12 protein-coding genes are annotated in these 17570 nt (G+C 36.8%); 9 read left to right on the forward strand and 3 right to left on the reverse strand.

Features of this window, described 5'->3' with window-relative positions; all coding sequences use genetic code 11:
- Positions 1–43: 43 nt before the first annotated feature.
- The 3 genes from ADJ83_RS07265 (at position 44) to ADJ83_RS07275 (ending at position 5995) form a co-directional block, all read left to right on the forward strand.
- Positions 44–1147, forward strand: a complete 1104-nt coding sequence (locus ADJ83_RS07265) for a LysM peptidoglycan-binding domain-containing protein (RefSeq protein WP_048717362.1) — start codon at positions 44–46, stop codon at positions 1145–1147.
- A gap of 401 nt (positions 1148–1548) precedes the next feature.
- Positions 1549–3162, forward strand: coding sequence for a hypothetical protein (locus tag ADJ83_RS07270; RefSeq protein ID WP_048717364.1), 1614 nt, complete (start codon positions 1549–1551; stop codon positions 3160–3162).
- Complete coding sequence (locus tag ADJ83_RS07275; RefSeq protein ID WP_048717366.1) at positions 3149–5995, forward strand: DEAD/DEAH box helicase; 2847 nt, start codon at positions 3149–3151, stop codon at positions 5993–5995. Before ADJ83_RS07270 ends, ADJ83_RS07275 begins: the two co-directional genes overlap by 14 nt.
- A 25-nt stretch (positions 5996–6020) precedes the next feature.
- Here ADJ83_RS07275 and ADJ83_RS07280 read toward each other — a convergent pair whose 3' ends face one another.
- A complete protein-coding gene (locus ADJ83_RS07280) occupies positions 6021–9815 on the reverse strand; it encodes a S8 family serine peptidase (protein ID WP_048717368.1) in 3795 nt (1264 codons plus the stop codon).
- 373 nt (positions 9816–10188) lie between these two features.
- Here ADJ83_RS07280 and ADJ83_RS07285 point away from each other — a divergent pair, with 373 nt between their 5' ends.
- From ADJ83_RS07285 to ggt, 6 genes are all read left to right on the forward strand, one after another.
- Positions 10189–10623, forward strand: a complete 435-nt coding sequence (locus tag ADJ83_RS07285) for a YwpF family protein (protein ID WP_048717370.1) — start codon at positions 10189–10191, stop codon at positions 10621–10623.
- Positions 10624–10991: 368 nt separating this feature from the next.
- Positions 10992–11642 (forward strand): GntR family transcriptional regulator, encoded by a 651-nt coding sequence (locus ADJ83_RS07290; protein ID WP_031536694.1) that lies wholly within the window; start codon positions 10992–10994, stop codon positions 11640–11642.
- Positions 11643–11753: 111 nt separating this feature from the next.
- On the forward strand, positions 11754–12740 hold the full coding sequence (locus tag ADJ83_RS07295) for a Bug family tripartite tricarboxylate transporter substrate binding protein (RefSeq protein WP_048717372.1): 987 nt from the start codon (positions 11754–11756) through the stop codon (positions 12738–12740).
- Between the two features lie 19 nt (positions 12741–12759).
- Positions 12760–13212 (forward strand): tripartite tricarboxylate transporter TctB family protein, encoded by a 453-nt coding sequence (locus ADJ83_RS26825; protein ID WP_048717374.1) that lies wholly within the window; start codon positions 12760–12762, stop codon positions 13210–13212.
- Positions 13213–13227: 15 nt separating this feature from the next.
- Positions 13228–14769 (forward strand): tripartite tricarboxylate transporter permease, encoded by a 1542-nt coding sequence (locus tag ADJ83_RS07305; RefSeq protein WP_082169251.1) that lies wholly within the window; start codon positions 13228–13230, stop codon positions 14767–14769.
- A gap of 105 nt (positions 14770–14874) precedes the next feature.
- Positions 14875–16455, forward strand: coding sequence for a gamma-glutamyltransferase (gene ggt, locus ADJ83_RS07310; RefSeq protein ID WP_048717376.1), 1581 nt, complete (start codon positions 14875–14877; stop codon positions 16453–16455).
- A gap of 103 nt (positions 16456–16558) precedes the next feature.
- On the opposite strand, the gene ADJ83_RS07315 is transcribed toward ggt, so the two are convergent.
- Together ADJ83_RS07315 and fabZ are read right to left on the reverse strand one after the other, a co-directional pair.
- Positions 16559–16855, reverse strand: a complete 297-nt coding sequence (locus ADJ83_RS07315; protein WP_031536699.1) for a hypothetical protein — start codon at positions 16853–16855, stop codon at positions 16559–16561.
- A 187-nt stretch (positions 16856–17042) separates the two neighbouring features.
- Complete coding sequence (gene fabZ / locus ADJ83_RS07320) at positions 17043–17480, reverse strand: 3-hydroxyacyl-ACP dehydratase FabZ (protein ID WP_048717379.1); 438 nt, start codon at positions 17478–17480, stop codon at positions 17043–17045.
- Between the last annotated feature and the right edge of the window lie 90 nt (positions 17481–17570).

Here is a 17570-nt window from a genome sequence, read left to right on the forward strand (position 1 = left end):
ATAGGTATACTATAGTATATTCATTAGGAGTGAGTGATAAAAAATGAAGAAGAAAGTCACAGTATTGGCCACTACCGCGATTCTGTCAACCACTTTTGCAGCGAACGCCTCAGCTAGTACTTATGTAGTAAAAAAAGGGGACACATTAGGACAGATTGCGAAGACCTACAATACGACTGTTAATGAGTTAAAGTCGATTAATAAACTTTCATCAGACTTAATATTAATTAATCAAAAATTAACAATTGCAGATAGTTCAAAGTCTACTAACAGCAGTAAAACGACTACTACAACGAGCCAATCTTCCACAAAGACCAGCTCTGCTGCAAAAACTTATAAAGTTGTTTCTGGGGATTCCCTTATTAAAATAGCAAATAAGCACTCTATTTCTTTAGCCGAATTAAAGCAATGGAATAAGCTAACATCCACACTTATTTATCCAGGAGATGTTCTATATGTTTCTAAGCCAGGAACTTCTTCTTCCAATACTTCTACACCTAGTTCATCTGGAAATTCTAGCAGCAACAGCAATACAACTGTTAAAGAAAATACAACTACTTCTACAGGCACCTATACAATTAAAAGCGGGGATACATTAAGTAAAATTGCGTCTTCTTATAAAATGTCCGTTAGTCAGCTTAAGCAACTAAATAATCTTAAATCTGATTTGATTTTCCCAGGACAAAAACTAAAGGTTACAGCCTCTGAAAAGGTTACGAATACAGGGAATACTGACTCCTCTTCTAGTACTCCAACCTTTATTAATAATGGCGATAATGAACAATCCTATGCTTCAAAGGTAGTTTCTGTTTCTAAAAGTCTTATTGGCCTTCCATATGTTTGGGGCGGTTCTACAACTGCCGGCTTTGACTGTAGCGGATTTGTTTACTATGTATTAAACCAAAGTGGAAAATCGATCGCTCGTTATTCTGCAGAAGGCTACTTTGATCGCAGTTATTATGTAGATGTGCCATCCATTGGAGATATTGTCTACTTTAAAAACACTTATAAAGAAGGTATCTCTCATTTAGGAATTTACATTGGCAATAATGAATTTATCCATGCTGACTCAAGCGGTGTTCGAGTGACAAGCTTAGATAACTCTTATTACAAAGAGCATTTTGATAGTTTTAAACGCTTATATTAGTAGATTATGTGATTAATTGGGGCTGTCTAAATGGACAGCCTTTTTTGTTGGGAAGGGTGGGGCAGATTGAGGGGTTAGTGGTTGGGATCATATCCTCACCCCATTCGAGCATTTATTTCTCTTTCCAACTCCTATCCTCCTATTCCTCCCATCATCTTTACAAGCGAGCTAAATTCTCCTTATTTTGTTCCCCATTTCTGCTTCCTATAAACTTATTCCTCTTCTATCTCACTCCAAACGGATGGAACCTCCTCTTTCTTATGTCCCCTACCATCTCCTCACAAAAAGCGTTATAATTAATGAATGGACTTTTTTCGTGCGTCATATAAGAAAACACAAAAAGACAACAAAGAAATTACTAATACCAATAAATGTTCTTACGAATATGGGAGGGGTACATTATGCTTCTAGAAAAATATTTAGAGCCATTGAATTTTTGTGCAGAAAACTTAATGAATATATTGGATGCAAATGATCCCCGAATGAAAAACATTGTAGAAAAGGGACTTCTCTTGTACAGACAAAGCTTTGTCTATCAAGTGAAATTTTCCAATGAACTTGTTACCGGAATGATTCAAGACGTTACACCGGTAAAGGCAACATTGGATTTGGATTATATTCAATACAGCTCTTGTACTTGTCAGGCAGAAGGCTTTTGCCGCCATCAGCTTGCCCTTTTTTTCTATTTACTTGCTCAAGTTGGGAAAGTATCCACTTGGCTAGAAGCTTGGCGAAAACCAATTCAAAAGGCGGAAACGTTAAAGAATCTCGGCATTATGCGAGCAAGTGACTTATTGAAAGAAACAGAGGATAAAGAGCCAAATTACGAAGACTGGATTGAAACCTTTGAAAAGAGTTTCCAATCGCTTATCAAAACGAGTGAAAACAAACCATATATGATTGCAGAAACGTATTACATTTATATGCGAAAGATAAAAGCTGCCGCCCCTCTTCAAACAGAGTGGAAGCTCCTTTATTTAGTCATCGCCCAAGTATTCACTTTTAAACAATTATTAACACTCAGCAAAAACCTTGATCATAATACCCAAACAATTAATCGCTATTATCGTCATCTTTTTCAAGATTTAATGAACAGCATTGAGGATAATCTTTATAAGCTATCAAACTTCACCTTTCCCTTTGCGTTTGATAACTTTTTAATTCGTTTAAAGGACGACTTGCGTGCAGTCCTTACAATTCAACCCATTTTAACATTTGAGTGTATACAGCTTTATCGACTTATGTGGACAAATCTTTTTGCTACTAAGAGCTGGAGACAAGATGAATTGGAACAGCTCTTAGCTAATAAGAATCCGGCATTCTCTGAAAATGTCGCGATTATCCATCTGGAAATTCTGCTCGAAAAAGATGTAGATGCCCTTAAAGTGATTCAGTCTCTTGATTCTCAGATTACAACCTATATGCTTTATTGGATCGATTATTTGTCGAGCCGGAAATCGTGGAAGCGAATGGAATTATACGTTCCTGCGTTTATACAAGAATTGAAAAATTACCTATCTGCAGATGAGGATGACGAGTATTGCTATGAATTTACGCAAATGGCATTGCGAGCGATTCTCCCTTACTGCACAGCATTAAACAAAGAGGATTTATTGGAAAAGGCTTATATTCATACACTCCCATACAGCTATCGCAAATACGAGGATTTTCTGTATGAAAAAAAACAGTTTGATAAATGGATCGATTTATTTACAATGATGGGATATGGGCTAGATAATCTCTATAAAGAGCAAATAAAACTATTGCAGGAGTATGATCATTCTTTACTGCTTTCTTTATATCACCGTTCTATTCAAGATCATATTGACGGGAAAAATAGAGAGCATTATCGAATCGCTGTCCGTCAATTAAAGAAGTTGCGCACCCTTTATAAAAAAATGAAGAAGCAAGCCGAATTCGAGCAATTCTTACTGGTTATCTTAGAGCGCACAAAACGATTAAGAGCCTTTCATGAAGAATGTAGAAAGGGAAAACTAATCCATGTTGAAAACTAATTATTTGAAAATAAATGTTCATTATTATGAAAATAGCGGATTTTTTTTAACAGGTGAAGTAGAGGAGTACTACCTTTATCCAAACTATTGGAAAAAGCTTCTTTTTCAGCAGCACCAAGAAAGCTATTATGGCACTATTTTAGATACCGTCAAGATAGATGGGGTAGAAGGAGTACTAGTCAGCGGCTGGCAGCTTGTTACCTTACTTGCTACAGAAGGATTTAATCGCTATATCGAATGGGATTGGAACGATACGGCACAAGTTTGCTTAGCTGCAGCTCCAAGTATACTCGAAGCTATCAAGCATAAGGAGTGGATTCCAGATTTCAGTCAATGGGAAACAGGGAATTTCCAATGGTCCCTTCCACATCGAGTGATTGATGAGTTTGATCCAAGTTTCTGGGACATGGGGCTTCGCGAGGAATTAGAAGGACAAACGAACAAAGATCTTATTCATAAATGGTTCCAACAGTCTCTTAATCACTATTTAGAAGACCGTGAAGAAACAAAACAAAGCTTCCATGAAAGAATCGACACATTAAAAAACGCAAATATTCCTTCTGAACAGCTTTCCGCTTATTTTACGGAAGATAAATGGCAGGAATGGATGGGGCTAAAAGAAAATGATTGTCCTTTTACATTAGGGATTCGTTTAGATGAGCCAACAGAAATCGATACACCATGGGATTTGGATTTATTCTTAAAATCCAAGGATAATCCAGAGCTTGTCGTAGATATTCATGATGAGGGCAACATGCCAAAGAAATGGCTTGATTACTCCTCTTATATAGAGGAAGAACAACAGCGCTGGCTCCTTCTTTTTCCATGGCTAAAAGGGAAGAAAGGCATAACCAACCAATTAACAGAGGAAGAAGCATGGCTTTTCTTATCAGAAGCAAGTGAAACATTTCTGGCACTTGGTGTGGACATACTTCTTCCTTCCTGGTGGCAAGCAATGAAATCGGCAAATCTGAAAGTAAAAGCCAAGGTATCGAACGCAAGTCATCGTCCATCCTTCGTAGGACTTCAGGCGATGCTTGACTATAATTGGCGCTTTTCCATGAATGGTGTTACTCTTTCGGAAGATGAATTCAATAAGCTTGTAGAAGAAAAACGTCGCCTAGTCTTTATTAAAGGGCGTTGGATAAAATTAGACCCTGCCTTTATTCGTCAAATTCAGGATTTAATGAAAAAGGCAGAAAAAGAAGGTCTGCATGTCCGTGATATTATCGAACAGGAATTAATGCAAGCAGAGGAACAACAAAATGATGAGCTTGAAAATCCAAAGACATTTGCTAAAATCCAAATTGAGCTAAATAGACAATGGCGAACAATGATTCATCAATTAAAAGAGATTAAAAATCTTCCATTGGAGGAAGTTCCACAAAGCTTCTTGGGAGATTTACGCGCCTACCAGGTACTTGGTATGAGCTGGCTACTTTTTTTAAGAAAGTATGGATTTGGAGCAATTTTAGCAGATGATATGGGGCTTGGAAAAACGGTCCAACTCATCTCTTATTTATTAAAAGTGAAAGAAACAGAAAAGGAGCAGAAGACTCCTGCTCTTATCATTTGCCCAACCTCTGTACTTGGCAACTGGCAAAAAGAATTAGAACGGTTTGCACCTGATTTAAATATCTATCTCCATTATGGAGCGAGTCGTTTAAAGGATGATGCTTTTATCAAAAAAGCAAATGAATCAGATGTTGTCTTAACCTCCTATGGCTTGACTCATATTGATTTACAAAACTTTGAAGAGCTTACATGGAGCACCATCGCGATTGATGAAGCGCAAAACATCAAAAATGCGCAGACAAAGCAATCAAGAGCCGTTAGAAAACTAAATGGCACCCATTATATTGCCCTTTCTGGAACGCCGATGGAAAATCGCCTGAATGAGCTCTGGTCTATTTTTGATTTTACCAATCACGGTTATTTAGGAAGTCTTGGTCAATTTCAAAAACGCTTTGTGATTCCAATTGAAAAAGAAAATAAACCGGAACAGATTCAGCAATTGCAGACGCTTATCCGCCCATTTTTACTGAGAAGAACGAAAAAGGACGAAGATGTTGCATTAAATCTGCCTGATAAGCTGGAGCAGAAGGAATATTGTCCACTAACACCAGAGCAAGCTGCCTTATATGAACAATTAGTAACCGATACATTTGTGCAAATTGAGCAGCTATCTGGTTTTGAGCGAAAAGGGCTTGTCTTGCAAATGTTAAGTAAGTTAAAACAGCTATGCAATCACCCTGCTCTTTATTTAAAGGAACCAACACCGACCAGCTTACTAGATCGGTCTGTGAAAATGGAGAAATTAGCTGAGCTGACAGATACAATTTTGGAAAGAGGAGAAAGCTGCCTTATTTTCACCCAATATATTGAAATGGGACATATGATTCAACAAATGATGAAGAAAAAATTCAAAGTGGATGTGCCATTCCTAAATGGCAGCATGTCCAAACAGCAGCGTGATCGCCTTATTGAACAGTTTCAGGATGGCGAATTCCCGATATTCCTTCTTTCTTTAAAGGCAGGAGGAACGGGATTAAATTTAACAGCAGCCAACCATGTTATCCATTATGACCGCTGGTGGAATCCAGCTGTTGAAAATCAGGCTACTGACCGTGCATATCGTATTGGCCAGACTCGTTTTGTGCATGTCCATAAGCTTATTTGTACGGGAACACTCGAAGAAAAAATCGATGCGATGCTGGAGAAAAAGCAATCGCTGAATGATCAAATCATCCAAAATGAAAATTGGATGACTGAATTAACAACCGATGAATTAAAGGATTTAGTATCATTAAATGAAAATCCGGCCGTGCTTTAAAAGCTCGACCGGATTTTTTCTTTGCTTATTTATCCCCAGGAATCTTAATATCCTTTCGTTTTTCTTCTTTGCTCATTTTATAGAAGTAAACAGTTTTGGTTGTTTTATGGCCAGCTAAATCTGTTGCTGTAAACGCAAACTCATTTAAGCCTTCTTCTAAATTTAATTCCACTTTTTTCACTGTTTTTTCTAGACTTCTCATTGCATAAGGCTGTTTAAATGTTTGATAATACAATTCACTTCCATTTAATGCTAGCTGAATTTCATCAAAGTTATCCTTTACTGTTACATGAACAGTTGGATTTTTCCCATTGCTGTTTACAATGCGATTTCCAGAAAGACCGTTGAACGAAATGCTAGGAGCTTCTGCGTCAACAATGAAGCTGCGCTTAAATACTGCTGTATTATCAGCATCATCTGTAGCTTTCATTTCAACAGAATGAACACCATTATCATAGGAAATCGATGTATTAAAGGTGTATACTTCCTTTTCTTCATCATAGAAGACGTCCACTTTTTGTCCATCAATCGTAAACTCTTTTATGCCTGACTCGTCCTTTATTGTTCCACTAAATGCTACTTCCTTTGCTCCGTACACCTCTAATGCTTCAGGTGTCTGTAAAGTGACTACTGGAATTGTTGTATCCTTCTTCCCTTCTTCTGCTGTCACACTTGTTTCTTGCTTATTGCCTGCATAGTCATATGCAACTACTGTTACAGCTGTGCCAATCTCTACTTCATTTGGCAATGTAAATTCTGTTGTATCTCCACTTAATGGCGTACCTAGAACAGACTTTCCATCTACTAAAATATCTAAATAAGAAACACCTGAGCCATTTTTATTATCTGATGCAGCAAATTCCAATGCTTTATTATCCTCTACTAAGGCTACTTCAACAGATGGACTCACTGTATCAACGATTACTGGTATATCTACAACTTGTGGTTTTGCACCTGGATAATCCAGGGTAGCACTAATACGATAGTAATATTGCCCCTCTGCTAATTTTCCATTTACTTTTCCATCCCACGCCCATTTAGAATCAAGCAAATAGCTTGTTCCTTTACCACTATCATAGTAATTTTTTCTGATTTCCTCTTGTGTCAGTAGTGTTCTAACTGTTTTTCCATTACTGTCCACAATAGAATACTGAACGGTTTTTGCATTTCTTAAGAAGGACAGAATCGGAATAATTTCTTCCTGTATCCCATCACTATTTGGTGAAATAGCAATCCCCTCTTTTGTGAATGCATTTTTTATCGGATCATAACCTAGGTATAGGAAATCTTCGCCTTCTTTTGTCACCGCTCCAGCCATGCCATAAAAAGATGTTTCATCATATTTCATGCCATCTAGAATCGGCGCTTTATTCCAATCCCCTTTAAATCCTACATAAGGAACGGTTAATGTTGCATTCGTTTCCGCAGGATCTGTTAAGGTTACAAACCCTTCAACGAAATAGCCGTTTTCAAACACACGATCAATCGCAACAGGTGTTTCCCAACTGCCTGTTAGAGAAGGATCTATTACTTTTGCATTTGTTAAATCAACAGAAACTTTGATTTTTTTACTTTTGTTTGCTGGAATAGTAATTGTTGTTTGTTCCTTATCATTTACTTTGATGGTTGCATCTAAGATTTTCTGGGCTTCTAATAGATTAGCAGAGTAACCTAGCTCCCCATAAGCAGCAAAGTCTGTTTGAATATTTGCAGCAACATCATATTTAACCTTTTTATCACTATAGTTTTTTGCCTCTAACGTAAAGGTGAAAGTATTTCCTACTTCTTTTAAGGCCACTTTCCCTTCTTGTGTCTTCTTCTCTGTTACAATCACTGGTGATTGTAATGCTGCGTGCAGTTGCATCAGACCTGCACCTTGTCGACGCGGAGAATATGGTACATCCCAATCAAAAGCACTATTTACTGTACCACTATCCGTTACTGGCTTCGCAGTGTTCATCAATAGATTTTTCGCCATGTTTACTCGCTCAAATCCAGATACGTCGAATTCATTATCTACCCGTTCTAATACGAGTGCTGAACCGCCAGAAACATGCGGTGCCGCCATTGATGTTCCACTCTTCATTCCATATTGATTATTCTCTAGTGTCGAGTAAATTTGCCCACCTGGAGCTGTAATTTCCGGCTTAAAATCTAAGTTTGAGGTTAATCCCCAAGAAGTAAAACTACTCATTTTTCCAGCCTCTGGGTTAGCTGAAGTTGTTTTCTTGCCTTCAAATGTAATGGAGATATTTTCTCCATCTTGAAGCACTTCTGCTAATTTATCCCCATCCGTTTTTAATAAGAAAAGCTGAGGAATTTTAATGCTTGTATCTGTTGCCATGCTCACAAATCCATCTGTGTTATTATAAATAATAACACCAGCTGCCCCTGCCTCTTGTGCATTGATCGCTTTATCAACGAAGCCAATTTCGCCTCTTTGAATTAATGCATAGTTATCCTCTACATTAACTGCTGCTAGTTCTTCTGGTGTTCCTAATCCTGCATAAACAATCTGGAATGTTTTTTCTTCTACTGTATTTGGATGGACACTGCTTGCAGATAAGAACCCAGCCTGTCCAGTCGTCTCGCTATATTGATAGGAAAAGGCATCAATATCTATAAAGCTATTTTCAACAGAGGCAACTTGTAAGCTGTCATATGCGACACCAGGTGATCCTGTAACACCGATATCCGGATTAGAGCTAGATGGATTTGCAAAGCCATTACCTAAATGTGCAGAGTTCCCTGCGGAAATGGACATCATGATACCATTTTCCACTGCACGCTCAATTGCCTGCTGTTCTGGTGCATCTTCGGCCACGAATCCTGCTGGAGATCCTAAACTCATGTTAAGGACATCTGCACCTAACACAATCGCATCATCTATTGCTTTAATATAAATATCTCCCCAAGTAGTAGAGACACTAGGGTCATTTCCGAAAACTTTCAATGCTAGAAGCTGTGCTTCAGGAGCAACCCCTTTTATGCCATTATTATCTTCATCTCCATTTGCTCCTACAGTACCAGCAACGTGCATCCCGTGCATGCTTGCACCTTCTGCAATATCTTGGATAATATCATTTTCATCCATATAGTTATAGCCATAAGGAACCTTTTCACTATAAAATTTCCCTTGAAGTCCATTTTCTTCTTTAAATTGAGCAATTTCTTCTTTTGTTAATTCCTCTTCTGTTTCATCAGAAAGAATCATATCTTTATGATTTGGATCAATGCCGGTATCAATAACACCAACGACCATTCCTTCCCCTTTAAATCCATAATCACGCCATGCGTCTTGTGCTTGGACAAGCTCTTTACTATAAATCATGTCTGTTTCTTCTTCTGGCCTTTCATAGGTGGTCGCAATATGTACTTTCGCTACCTCTGGAAGTTCTTCGATTTTTTCTATATCTCCATATTTCATTTCTCCACTAAAACCATTAAAAATGGTAGTGAAATTCTCGAACTCTTTAAATTTCACTTTTTTTGCTTTCACTTTATCTTTTACTTTTTTCTGTTCTGCTAATTTTTCACTCTTTAATTTTTCTTTCGTTGTTTTCGGCAATTCCTTAACTTGCTTTGCTTGCGCCTGTGCATATTGAACAGTCGGCTCTGTATTCATCTCAACAACGACACGGACCGTATCTGATTCTTTATAAACGGTCTCTAGCTCGTCCACCTTAATGGTCTGTACATTTTGCTGATTTTCTTTCCCTTTCGTGGTGATTACTTTGTCTGGCACTGTTGCTGCTGAAATACTATTTGAAAATAGCATAAAGAGCATAATGACTAGAACAAATAATTTACTTTGCTTCACGTTAAAACTCCCCTCTGAACCTTTTTTATTTTTTGAATATATCGAACTATATAAAAATATCATAATATTCTTTCTTTTTTTAAGTGAAAATAGTACCGTATCTTCTTTTTCATGCTAGTAATTTAGTCATTTAATATCGCAAAATTATTCATTTTTCGTCAAGGACAGACGAAAAAATAGTGAACAATAGCGAACAATCTTTTTTCAATATAATTTAAGGAAGATGTTATTAAAGATTGATTCTTACAGTCGAGTTCGCCGGGAAAGTTTTTGTAATATAAATGCTAGGTTCATTTCCTTAAGTATTTAGATGAAATGTTCAAGGTAAGGTATAATAAAAGAAAATCAAGCATTTGCCGGAGGAGGATTTAGCGTGAAAACATTTAAGTTGATTTCTTTACAAATTCTGACGAGGGAAAAGCTGATACCAATTAAATTATTGGATGGGTTGATTATCAATAAGGAAGATGATAATAATCATTGGCTAATTGAAGTCTATACAGATTGGTCCTCTATCGACTTTCTTGATGAAGCCTTTCAAAAGAAGGAAGATTTGCTTGTCCAAGCGGTAATCACAAAAAAAGAAAATGATCCCGCTCCTTTTGAAGTCACCATTTTGTCGATCCAAAATTTGGGGGACAAAACAAGTATCTTATTAGAAGGAACATTAAAACGAGATAGAAAAGACTATGCAGAACTATTGCTCCAATATTTAATTGGGGAAGGGTACGAAGGAAATAACTTATCGAATAAATTTACCGAACTGATGCAAAGCAAGCCTCAGACTTTTTTGGAGAAGAAATTGTAGCTGTGAAAGGTTCATCTAGCATTTTCTATAACGAAAATAGATTATTTTGCCAAAAAGAACTTTCCTGCAAAGTTCTTTTTGCTATTTTAATAATATTACTCATGCAATTATTGCTTTGAATAATATTTAGAACAAGATGGACTTGAACGAGCCTATAAGCCCACAAAAAAAATTCTACTAAAATACAAACGTTTCCATACGCGTTATTAAGCCTTTTCCCCTCCTATCTTGCATTTAGTCTAAAATAAACCTTGTTATAAAATCTGACAAGTTACTTGTTTATGCCTTTTTTAATAGATAGAATGCAGCTATGAGATATCAAATATGTGATCACAAATATCATTTGCTTGGAGGAGGTGTATATCGGGTTGAAGAATTCTGCAATTGTCGTCCCTACTGTAGCTCAAGAAGTGTATAAAGCTATTCGCAACCAGATCATTAGAGGAGAATTTGCACCTGGGCAAAAGCTGTCCATAAGAAAATTAGCTGAATTATATGGAGTTAGTACAATGCCTGTTAGAGAAGCTTTATCCAAGCTCGAAACAGAAGGCTTTGTTCAATTTGATAGAAGAAGCATCATCGTGAATCAGCTTTCTACCAAAGAATTAATCGAAATATTTGCCATTAGAAAATTACTGGAAAAACAAGCAATTGAATGGGCTACACCAAATATTTGTCCTCCAGATTTAGTATTGCTTGAAAACATCATCAAAGAAATGGACGAGAATATTCATTCTCCTTTTGAATGGAGACGATTAAATAAGAAGTTTCATTTTGAATTATATTCTCATGCTCATTCTAAACCGCTATGGGAATTACTACACCAGCTTTGGGGTAGAGTAGAATCTTATATGAATATCTATTCTTCGTCTGAACACCTTTCCTCTGCCCAAGCAGAACACTATAAAATGTTAGAATTAATAAAAGAAAAGAAATTGGATGAACTAACTGCTCTTATTTTAGAACATATCCAAATAACTTGCGATGCCATTATAGAGGAGATGGCTAAATTAGAGTAATATTAATTTTTTTACAGAAAATTTTCTGAAAACTCTTAATTTTAAGTTAGATCATACATTGAAATACCAAATAAAATAATTAGGGTTCTTTTAACAATAGGAGGAAACAAAGTGAAAAAATATTTAATTAGCATTATTTCTATTATTTTATTATTCAGTTTAGCAGCATGTAGTTCTTCTAGCAGCTCTTCATCAGAAGCAGAGGAATTCCCAACAAAGCCTGTAAAATTAGTAATTCCTTATCCTCCAGGTGGTGGAACAGATGTATTATTTCGTTTAGTTGCTCAATACGCGGAGAAACATTTAGGCCAGACTATTGTTCCTACAAATATGGCTGGTGCTACTTCTACTGTTGGTTCTCGTTTTGTAAAGGATGCTGAACCAGATGGTTATACGATATTAGGCACACACCAAGTTGTTGCAACAGCTCAACATACGGGAGTTGTAGATTATGGATTCTCTGCTTTTGATCCGGTTGTACTAATGACTTCTACTCCCCATATTCCATCTATAAGTAAAAAATTTAGTGAAGAACATAATATCAAAAATATGAATGATTTTATTGAATACGTAAAAGCAGGAAATAAAGTGAACTGGGCTTATACTGTTGCCTCAGAAGACCATTATTCTATAGCTGCCATACTGGATGCCGCTGGTGTGGATCCTAAATCATTAAATTATATTCATTATGATGGAACTGGACCTCAATATGCTGCAATCCTAGCTAATCAAGCCGATGGGATGATTGCCGACTATGCATCAGGAAAAGGATATTATGATGATGGAACCCTTGTACCCCTTGGAATGGTTTTTGATGAACGTAATCCTTTCTTGCCAGATGTACCAACTTTAAAAGAACAAGGCATTGATTTCTCGGTTACAGTGGACAGAGGTATTCTTGCTCCTAAGGGAACAGATCCTGAACGAATCAAAGTTATTAATGAAGCATTTAAAAAAGCACTAGAGGATCCAGAATTGCAGAAAAAAATTGAGGAATTAGGAAGTTTCCCTCATTACATGACTTCTGAGGAGTACTCTAACCATGTTAATGAATTAGATAGTGAAATGGGTAAACTTGCTCCTAAAATGGAGTTTTAATAGAGGGGGCTGAATAAAATTGGTTAATCGATTATTCTCCATATTTATTTTAATTGTAGGCAGTATCTTTTTTATAAACTCCAATGAATTTTCCGAAAAATCAGGGGTGCAGACTTTTGCCCCCTCGTTTTTCCCTAGAGTTATCATTGGGTTAATGATGATTTTAGCTTTATGCTTACTGATAAAAAGTTTCCTAAATAAAGATAAGGATTCCTTCTCTTTAGAAACTATAAGGACCTATATTTCAAAGCATTTTCGTGTTTTATTGATACTGTTCTTATTCCTTCTTTATGTCATTTTCTTAAATATAGTAGGGTTTTTAATTTGTTCAATTGTTTTTTTATTCATTTCCACGATTATCTTACGCCCTTTCCAAAAAAAATACATGGCAACAAATATTATTTTGTCAGTGGCATTTCCTGTCATCGTACTTCTTGTGTTTGAACAAGTATTACATATTTATCTACCATAATGGAGCGTGATTAAGTTGGATATTTCAATGGTTTTAGCAGCTTTTCAAGAAGTATTACATCCTATGATGATTCTATCTATCGTTATTGGCGTTTTGGTTGGGATTATAGCTGGTGCAATCCCAGGATTCACCTTTACAATGGCCCTTATTTTAGCTTTTCCATTCACCTTTGGGATGGAACCAATTCAAGGTTTAGCCGTCATGATCGGCATTTATATTGGCGGACTTTCCGGAGGGTTGATTTCTTCCATACTTTTAGGAATTCCTGGTACTCCTTCCTCTGTCGTCACCACCTTTGATGGCTATCCAATGACAAAGAATGGAGAAGCACCACGAGCACTAGGAGTAGGCATCGTCTCTTCTGTTATTGGAACCATTATTGGTGCGATTATTTTATTTCTATTAGGACCAATCATTGCTAAGGGGAGTCTTCTTTTCGGACCATGGGAAATATTCTCTCTCGTTGTTTTCGCACTGACTCTTATTGCTGGCTTAAGTGGTAAATCTATGCTAAAAGGGTTAATCGCTGGCTGTCTTGGCCTTTTAATTGGAACGGTTGGTGTATCTCCAACTGGAACGGTTCGATTTGATTTTGGAATCCCTGAACTTACCTCAGGATTTTCAACTTTACCTGTTCTAATTGGTTTATTTGCCATCTCCCAGTTACTAATGAATGTAGAAGAGTTAAAAAGCGCTATTCCAACAAATCAAGCTACTTCTAACATGAAGAAATTAATCCGCATTCCTTACGGGCAAGTGTTTGTTGATATTTTTCAGGAAAAATGGAATGTGCTTCGTTCCTCTATCATAGGCTGCTTTATCGGATGCCTTCCTGCTGCTGGAGCAGAATCTGCTACCTTTATTAGTTATGATCAAGCTAAAAAGTTTGGAAAAAACAAAGCAAAATTCGGGAAAGGTCATCCTGGTGGAATCGTCGCTTCGGAAAGCTGTAATAATGCAGTTGCTGGCGGAGCCTTTATTCCAACGATCACATTAGGGATACCTGGTGATGTCGCACAGGCAGTAATGATTGGTGCCTTAATTTTGCATGGAATTAATCCTGGACCGGCATTATTTACCCAACAGCCTATTTTAGTAAATTCCATCTATGTTGTGATTATCCTTAGTGCCATTTCCATCTTTTTCATCCAAACATTGCTGTTGCCTGTCTTTACAAAAATTACAGCTATTCCTAAATCGTTAATGGTCCCTTGTATTTTAGTTATCAGTACAGTAGGCGCTTTTGCCCTTAATAACCAACTATTCGATGTCATGCTTGTATTCATTTTTGGATTAATCGGCTTTATTTTTCATAAAATAGATGTTCCTTTATCGCCGATTATTCTGGGGCTAATTTTAGGACCAACATTGGAAAAGGAAATGACTAGAGCTTATCAAATGGACCCAAGCATCATACCATTTTTCACAAGACCGATTTCCCTTGTTTTCTTGATTCTTGCTGTTGGCTCCATTATTTTCACAATCATTCAATTAAAGAAAAGTGGGAAGGCACAAACTACTCCTTCCAATCATGAAGAATCACAAACTCATCTTTGATTTATCATGGATGAGTTTCCTTATTAGGCTAGATTCTCATAGACGAAATACGTCCATTCTAAAAAAACTAATTACATACTTGAAACTACATAGGAGGGAATAGACATGAAACAATCAATAGTTGGAACAAAATCCATGATTGTAAGTCCTCATTATCTAGCATCTTCTGCAGGAAATTCCATATTAGAAAAAGGAGGAAATGCCTTTGATGCAGCAGTAGCTGTTAGCGCTTGTCTAGCGGTTGTCTATCCACATATGACAGGACTTGGTGGTGATTCCTTTTGGTTAATGTACCATGCGAAAGAGAACAAGCTAGATGCTTATAATGGGAGTGGCCGCTCAGGAGCTAACATTACTCGCGCCAATTTTTCAGGTGAAGATGCTATTCCTTTTAGAGGGATAAGAAGTATTCTTACCGTTCCAGGGATGGTAGATAGCTGGGCTGCTGTATTAGAAAGATACGGAACAATGACATTATCCGAAGTCTTAGCTCCAGCGATTCATTATGCAGAATTTGGATTTCCCGCTTCAAACGATCAAATTAAGAATACGTTTAAAAATATGGACATTCTACAAGAAGATGAAGATATTGCATCGATTTTCCTCAAGGGAAATGAAGTACCTAAAAGGAATGAGAAATTTGTTCAAAAGGATCTTGCTAATTCCTTAAAAGAGATTGCTCGAAAAGGACGTAATGAATTTTATAAAGGAACATTAGCAGAAAAAATTGTATCCAGTATACAAAGCAAAGGTGGATTATTAACAAAAGAAGATTTTTCCAATCATCATGGTAACTGGACAGAGCCTATTTCTTCCACTTATAGGGAATACACTATGTATCAAGTTCCCCCAAATTCACAAGGATTTGTTGGATTAATGGCATTAAATATTCTTGAAAACTTTGAACTACCTTCTATCCCACTTCATTCGTATCAGTACTATCATTTACTTATTGAATCACTAAAACTAAGCTTCCAGGATCGCAACAAATATTTAACTGATCCAGATTTTCATAAAATTCCAATGGACCACTTATTAAGTAAGTCATACGCAAAGGAGTTGGCAGAAACTATTTGTTTGAATCATACCAATGCCATTACTACCCAAAGTGTAGGCAATGATACTGCATATGCAGCAGTCGTTGACGATAAAGGAAATGCCGTTTCCTTTATTCAGAGCATTTATTTTGAATTTGGGTCTGGAATTGTAGCAAAAGACACTGGAATTATTTTACAAAACAGAGGTTCTTTCTTTTCTCTTGACCAAGATCATGTTAATTGTTTAGAACCACAAAAGCGTACATTTCATACTTTAATGCCAGCTATGTCCTTTAAAGATGGGAAACCAATTGTTTTATACGGGACACAGGGTGGAGAAGGCCAACCTCAAACGCAAACCGTCATCATTACCAGAATGCTTGATTATGGAATAGACCCTCAAACAGCCATTAATGAGCCAAGATTTGTATGGGGAAGAACTTGGGGAGATACAACAGAAGAGTTAAAGATAGAAGGTCGAGTCTCACAGGAAGTAAGAGATAAACTGAAACATTCCGGTCACCTTGTGAATTGTGTAGAAGACTTTGATGATATTATGGGACACGCTAATGCCATTCTTATCGACAGCCAAGGTTTCTTACATGGTGGAGTCGATCCAAGAAGTGATGGAGCTGCTATTGGGCGTTAAAACTACCGCGAAAAATTAATTTCAGGTTCGTTCTTACCACAAGCTACATTCTAAAATAAGTAACTTATTCGGTAAGAACGAACCTTTAACATACACTATAGCCTTATTCGTCTATGTCGTCTTCATCATTTGCATCATCTTTATCTTCGATCATATCTTCACCAGGATCATTATCATCTGTAGTTGGATCTAGGTCATCATCTGTATTCTCATCTGGTACATCTGTTTCGTTGTCGTTATCTAAATCAGTATCTGGAACAACGTCATCCGTATCTAAATCAGTATCTTCAATTGTTGTATCATCATCTGGTGCTGGACTTTGATCATCATTGTCACCACAAGCTGTTAAAAGCATTGCGGATAGCGCTGAAATACCTAATAACTTAATCCATTTATTCATTCGTTATACCCCTTTTCTTGATAAGTATCATCATGACCTTTAATAGGTCAATAATTAGGTTATCCAAGAAAAGAAAATTATTGCGGCTTATCCCCTAATTCCAATAATAAGCAAAGTTGTAAAGAATCATTTGTAAAAAAAGAGAAGACCTCCCGTAAGTTTACAGAATCTTCTTCTCTTTCTCCTTTTATACTTCCTTTTTATCCCCAAGGGCAAACATGATTTCCGCTTCACAGGCAATTTCACCATCAACAGTAGCTACACATTTTCCCTTTCCGAAGTTTCCGCGCACTCTTGTCATTTCTACCTCAAGTCGCAGTTGATCTCCTGGATATACTTGTTTTTTAAAGCGACAGCTATCAACTCCAGCGAAGAATGCCAGTCTCCCTTTGTTTTCTTCTTTAATCAACATAGCAACAGCCCCAACCTGCGCTAACGCCTCTACAATCAGCACACCTGGCATTACTGGGTATTCCGGAAAATGTCCATTAAAGTACTCTTCATTGGCAGAAACATTTTTAATCCCAACTGCTTTTTTGCCTTCTTCCACTTCTAAAATTCTATCTACTAATAAAAAAGGATATCGGTGCGGAATAATTTCTTTAATTTGATTGATATCTAACATTTGTGACCTCCTACTAATATGTGGTTATATATTATTGTACTAAATAATCTTATAAAAAAGGAAGGGATATCCCTTCCTTTTTTATAAGAT

Origin of the sequence: Bacillus sp. 522_BSPC (assembly GCF_001076885.1) — a bacterium.
Taxonomy (GTDB): Bacteria; Bacillota; Bacilli; order Bacillales; family Cytobacillaceae; genus Niallia; species Niallia hominis.

What these genes read in the sequence shown, in the direction of transcription:
- ADJ83_RS07265 (WP_048717362.1), top strand. Translation starts at nt 44, where the DNA reads ATGAAGAAGAAAGTCACAGTATTGGCCACTACCGCGATTCTGTCAACC.
- ADJ83_RS07270 (WP_048717364.1), top strand. Translation starts at nt 1,549, where the DNA reads ATGCTTCTAGAAAAATATTTAGAGCCATTGAATTTTTGTGCAGAAAAC.
- ADJ83_RS07275 (WP_048717366.1), top strand. Translation starts at nt 3,149, where the DNA reads ATGTTGAAAACTAATTATTTGAAAATAAATGTTCATTATTATGAAAAT.
- ggt (WP_048717376.1), top strand. Translation starts at nt 14,875, where the DNA reads ATGAAACAATCAATAGTTGGAACAAAATCCATGATTGTAAGTCCTCAT.
- ADJ83_RS07315 (WP_031536699.1), bottom strand. Translation starts at nt 16,855, where the DNA reads ATGAATAAATGGATTAAGTTATTAGGTATTTCAGCGCTATCCGCAATG.
- fabZ (WP_048717379.1), bottom strand. Translation starts at nt 17,480, where the DNA reads ATGTTAGATATCAATCAAATTAAAGAAATTATTCCGCACCGATATCCT.